This window comes from Archangium sp., assembly GCF_036389735.1.
Taxonomy (GTDB): domain Bacteria; phylum Myxococcota; class Myxococcia; order Myxococcales; family Myxococcaceae; genus Archangium.
Genome location: NZ_DASVWK010001114.1, coordinates 1 through 4,308, shown reverse-complemented (window position 1 = coordinate 4,308; position 4,308 = coordinate 1). Strand labels below are relative to the sequence as shown.

Sequence of the window (4,308 nt, the reverse complement as noted above, 5' to 3'; positions counted from 1 at the left end):
AACGGGCCTTCGAGCGTTTCTCGCGCGCCGCGAAAGCGAGCGGGCAGGCCGCCGAGGTGGTGAGGGGGGCGGAGGGCGTCGCGCAGGCGGGACGCGCCAGGACGTTGGCTGAATTCCTCCCCCGGGTGGGCCCGTTGCTCGTGGGCCTCGTCCTGCTCTACCCCTCCAGCACCGCCGGGCCAGCGATCGACCGTCGCCCGGAGTGGGTCGACGCTCAGCGGGAGTACGAGGCGCGACTGCTGGACGTAGCGGAGGAGTCACGGCGGCTCATGGAGGAATTTGAGCGTCAGGAAGCAGAGGAGGTCGTGCCGGACTTTGATTCGGATCCGGTTGCGGCGGTCAAGGTTCCCACCTCTTGGCGGACTGAGACCAATCCGGCGACGGGCAAGCCCTACACCAGTGTGGAGGAGTATGACCGGATTCCGCGTTACCCGAACCAGACCTGCAAGAACAGCCTGCTCGACAAGCTTGAAGCGGAGAAGGATCAGCTCACCAACGAAATCCCTCGCTACAATCCAAAGGTGCCCAACACGAAGAACAAAAAGAAGCTGGAGAAGGTGCCGTGCTCCAGGATCCGGCTGCGTCTTGACGCCGTGAAGAAAGTTTTGGAGAAGCGGTGGGAGATTCAGAAAAAATGCTTTGGAGGCAAGCCCGATCCGGGCCACAACACAGCGATGACCCAACTCGACACAGCGATCGAGCAGCACGATACGTCCCGGGTCAAGGCGCTGCTGGCTGCGGGGGCCGATCCGAACGAGCCGCAGCCGGAGCCGCCGGGGTTGCGTCCGCTGCAAGTGGCCATTTACGAACTCTCCGATGGGGGCGAACTCGACGTGCTCCTGGCGCTCCTTGAGCACGGCGCGGACGTCAACGCGTGGGATGTCGAGCGGGACAGGACCCCCTTGTTGGTAGCGGCCTGCGAAGACGAATTGGCGGCAGTCGAAGCGCTCGTGAAGGCGGGGGCCGATCCCAACGTGTGCAGCCGCGACGGCATCACGCCGCTGCGGACGTCTGCGGAGGTTGGCAATCTGGACATGGCCTCGCTCCTCCTGGGCGCGGGGGCGACTCGGACGATCAACGACTGGGGAGGGCTGACCGGATACACCGCGCTCGGGCACGCGGCACGCCGGCTGGACCTTCCGATGCTCAAGCTGCTTCTCGACGCGGGCGCCGATCCGAAGGCCCCGGACGAGGACGGTCGACCCGCCCACTACCGTCTGCCGCCGCGCGCTGAATCCGATTCCCAGACGTGGGACGCCGCGTTCGAGTTGCTCGGAGGAGCGAAGGACCGCATGCCGTTGTAGAACGGAGGTCGTGCGCCTCGGGCTCACGGGCACGCCGCTCGACTTGGACAACCCCGCGCACCTGGACGCGCTCAAACGGGCCTACGAGAGCTTCCCGGAGATTGGCGGGCGTGCAGCCTCAAAACCATCAACAACGTGTTGACGGTGCTGAGCAAGCTGCTGGCGGTCGCGGAAGAGCAGCGGGCAATGGAACAGGCCCCGCGCGTGAGGCTCTTCGCGAAGCTGCCGAAGCCGCCCTTTGATTTCCTCACCTTCGAGGAGGCAGAGCGCCTGAGCAACGCCGCCGAGCCGGAATGGCGAGCACTGATGTGTGCTCCAGTGTCGTGTTCCGTCGGGCCTCTTTCGGCCCTTGAGAGGCTCCTGAGAGTCGTGACAAAGGAGGTCGCACCATGAAACGCCCCTTGAGCGCCGCCATCCTCGCCCTCGCCCTCGTGCTCCTCGCTCCCGCCCCGGCCTTCGCGGACGTCGAAACCTGGGACTGGTTCGAGGCCCGGCTGCCCCTCTCCGAGGGGCAATTCGGGATGCCCCAGAGCCTGCGGCTCTTCACCGACACCCGCTTCGGCGCACGCTTCCCTGGTGGACTGGGGCAGATGTTCTTCCGGGTGGGGCCCCTGTGGGATCTGCACCCGAACCTGCTGCTGGCCGTGCACTTCACGTTCTACGTGAACCAGTTCGATCCCGCCGGCAGGCCGGGCACGTTCGAGACCGTGTTCCGGCCCGAGTTCGAGCCCAACCTCCGCGGCCGCATCGGGGATTTCACCCTCAATGACCGCAACCGCCTCGAATACGCCTACTCACCGACGCGCCCGGAGGGATCTTTCTGGCGCTACCGCAATCAACTCCGGGTGAACTACCAGCCCGTCGACTCGAAGCGGAGCTGGTTTCCCTATGCCTGGAACGAGGTGTTGCTCCCCTTCAACGTCGGATTCAACCAGAACCGCCTCTCGGCCGGGTTGGCGTTCATTCTCAGCAAGCACGCTCGATTGGAGACGGGGTACATGCTGCGCTCGCGCGCATCCGCCGCGGGGGCCTGGGAGCACGATCACATCTTCAACCTTTACCTGTTCTACGCGCCGGACATCCCGGCGATCGCCCAGAAGGAACTGCCCACGGGCCAGGGCGAGTGAGCGAGAAGGGTATCAGACGACTCGCAGGTAAAACGCGGAGCGAGGTCAGCCCCACCGACGCGCTGGCAGATGTCCCGCTGGGATTTCTTCATGCACGCGAGCTTCGAGATGCACCGGGGGGGACAGCGGTATGGACAAGAACCTGACCGGCTCGCCCTTGAAGTCGCCATTGCTGTAGACCCTCGGATTCCAGCGTGCTGGGCTTGATCGTTCGCCGAGCTGCAAGCCGACTTCGCCACCTGGATGGCTTTTCTCAGCCAGTCCGCCCTACACTGTTCACTTACAGTGCGCGCGCCGTCACTGCTCCACACGGCTTGGTGGAGCGCGCATCTCACGTGTCCAAGCAACCAGGAGCAATCATGCCGAATCTCACTGTGGGAAAAGTGCAACTCACTAACTTCTCGACCGTGGAGAGGCTGACTGTCGTGAAAACTGCCTATTTGAAGGTTTCCATCCTCCTCGACAAAGCCATCAAAGCACTGAAGGATGATTTCAGCACGCTCAACAACACAGAGGAGGCTCGATTCACGAAGTGGTTCGGCGCAACGACCAACAGGAGCTACGTCCTCGACCGGCTCAAGCCCATGCGTCTGCAACTCAAATTCAAGGGCCTCGTGGTCCGAGAGGATCTCACCAATCCCAATCTGTACGGCTCCGCCCCAAGCGTTGCAGCCGCCACGGGTGTTGCAAACGATGTTATCTATGGGTCCGAGGCCGCCAGCTTCTTCGATGCCAGCGCACCACTATTGAAGGACATCACGGCCGCCAACAACCTGGCCAGGATGACCATTGGTCCCAAATTCTATACGGCGCCACTGCTTGGAACGAATGACTCCCAGGTTGGAACCATCATCCATGAACTCTCCCACCTCGTCAGTCATACCGAAGATGTGGAGGATGAGAACTATGGCTATTTCCCTGCTCCTGCCGTCCCGGTCCCAGACAGGAGTGTTTTCTATGGAGAAACAGCCTGCAAATGGCTCGCGCAGAACAGGCCACTCCACGCCCGGCACAACGCGGACAGTTACCTGATGTATGTTTGTGCGTTCTCGTAGTCAGGCCAAGGCCCCCCTGCAGGTTCGGGTCAGCGCCTGACCTCAGGGCGTGCGCGCCCCCAGCACCGCGCTGGGCGCTGGGGCCGCACGCCTGGGGGAATGAGGTGCACGTCCACGGGAACTTCCTGGGAGCCGGGCCCCTCCAGCAAGGAGCCGGCGCGCTCCCCTCACAGAGGCCCGTTCAAGAATCGAACCGGCAGTTCGATTCTTGAACCGGGCCCGACACGGCGAGTTCAGGAATTGAACGGCGCGCTCCAATCCTCCGAGGAGACGCAGGGCAACCCCTCGGATTCGCATGGGTGCGTCCTGGCACGCCCCATGCTCCCTCGCCACCTCAATGCCCGCACCTTCCTCCTCCAGTTCCGCGAGCCGGACGGCCTTGCACCTCTTGTTGCTGGCCATCCTCGGGCTGGGTCTGGGCTGCAAGAGCCCACTCTCCGAGGACCCGTCCGCTTCCCAGGGAGCGGAGACCGTCACCGTCTCCTTCTCCATTGGCTCCAGCGACCTGCTCGCCTCTTCCCAAGGCGCTGGCCCCTCCGCGCTGGCTACTCCCGTCTCCGCCCTCGGCTTCTCCTTCCAGGACATCACCCGCATCCGCATCGACGTCCTCGCCCGCGAAGCGGATGGCACCACGCCCCTACTCTTCCGCGACATCAGCCTTTCCAAGGGCTCCGATGGCCTCTGGACGGGCCGGCTTCCCTTCCTCCCCAAGAACAAGCCCCTCTCCTTCGTCGCCATCGCCTCCAACACCTCGGGGGCCGAGCTCTTCCGGGGCTCCACCCACCAGACCCTCACCGAGGACAACACCCCGGTGAGCATCGT

General features: G+C 63.9%; 4 protein-coding genes and 2 pseudogenes. All 6 read left to right on the top strand.

Features of this window, described 5'->3' with window-relative positions; translation table 11 throughout:
* A partial coding sequence (locus VF794_RS40060) for an ankyrin repeat domain-containing protein (protein ID WP_331119051.1) occupies window positions 1-1,304 on the top strand: 1,304 nt, incomplete at its 5' end.
* Between the two features lie 10 nt (window positions 1,305-1,314).
* Window positions 1,315-1,446: a DUF5953 family protein gene (locus VF794_RS40055; RefSeq protein WP_331119049.1), complete on the top strand. Its 132-nt coding sequence runs from the start codon at window positions 1,315-1,317 to the stop codon at window positions 1,444-1,446.
* Window positions 1,410-1,613, top strand: a pseudogene (locus tag VF794_RS40050) (site-specific integrase); the annotation flags it as partial. The gene VF794_RS40055 and the pseudogene VF794_RS40050, both read left to right, overlap by 37 nt.
* A gap of 80 nt (window positions 1,614-1,693) precedes the next feature.
* Entirely contained in the window at window positions 1,694-2,431 is a 738-nt protein-coding gene (locus VF794_RS40045; protein WP_331119046.1) for a DUF2490 domain-containing protein, read from the top strand.
* Between the two features lie 359 nt (window positions 2,432-2,790).
* A complete protein-coding gene (locus tag VF794_RS40040) occupies window positions 2,791-3,486 on the top strand; it encodes a hypothetical protein (RefSeq protein WP_331119044.1) in 696 nt (231 codons plus the stop codon).
* A gap of 379 nt (window positions 3,487-3,865) precedes the next feature.
* Window positions 3,866-4,308, top strand: a pseudogene (locus VF794_RS40035) (RTX toxin); the annotation flags it as partial.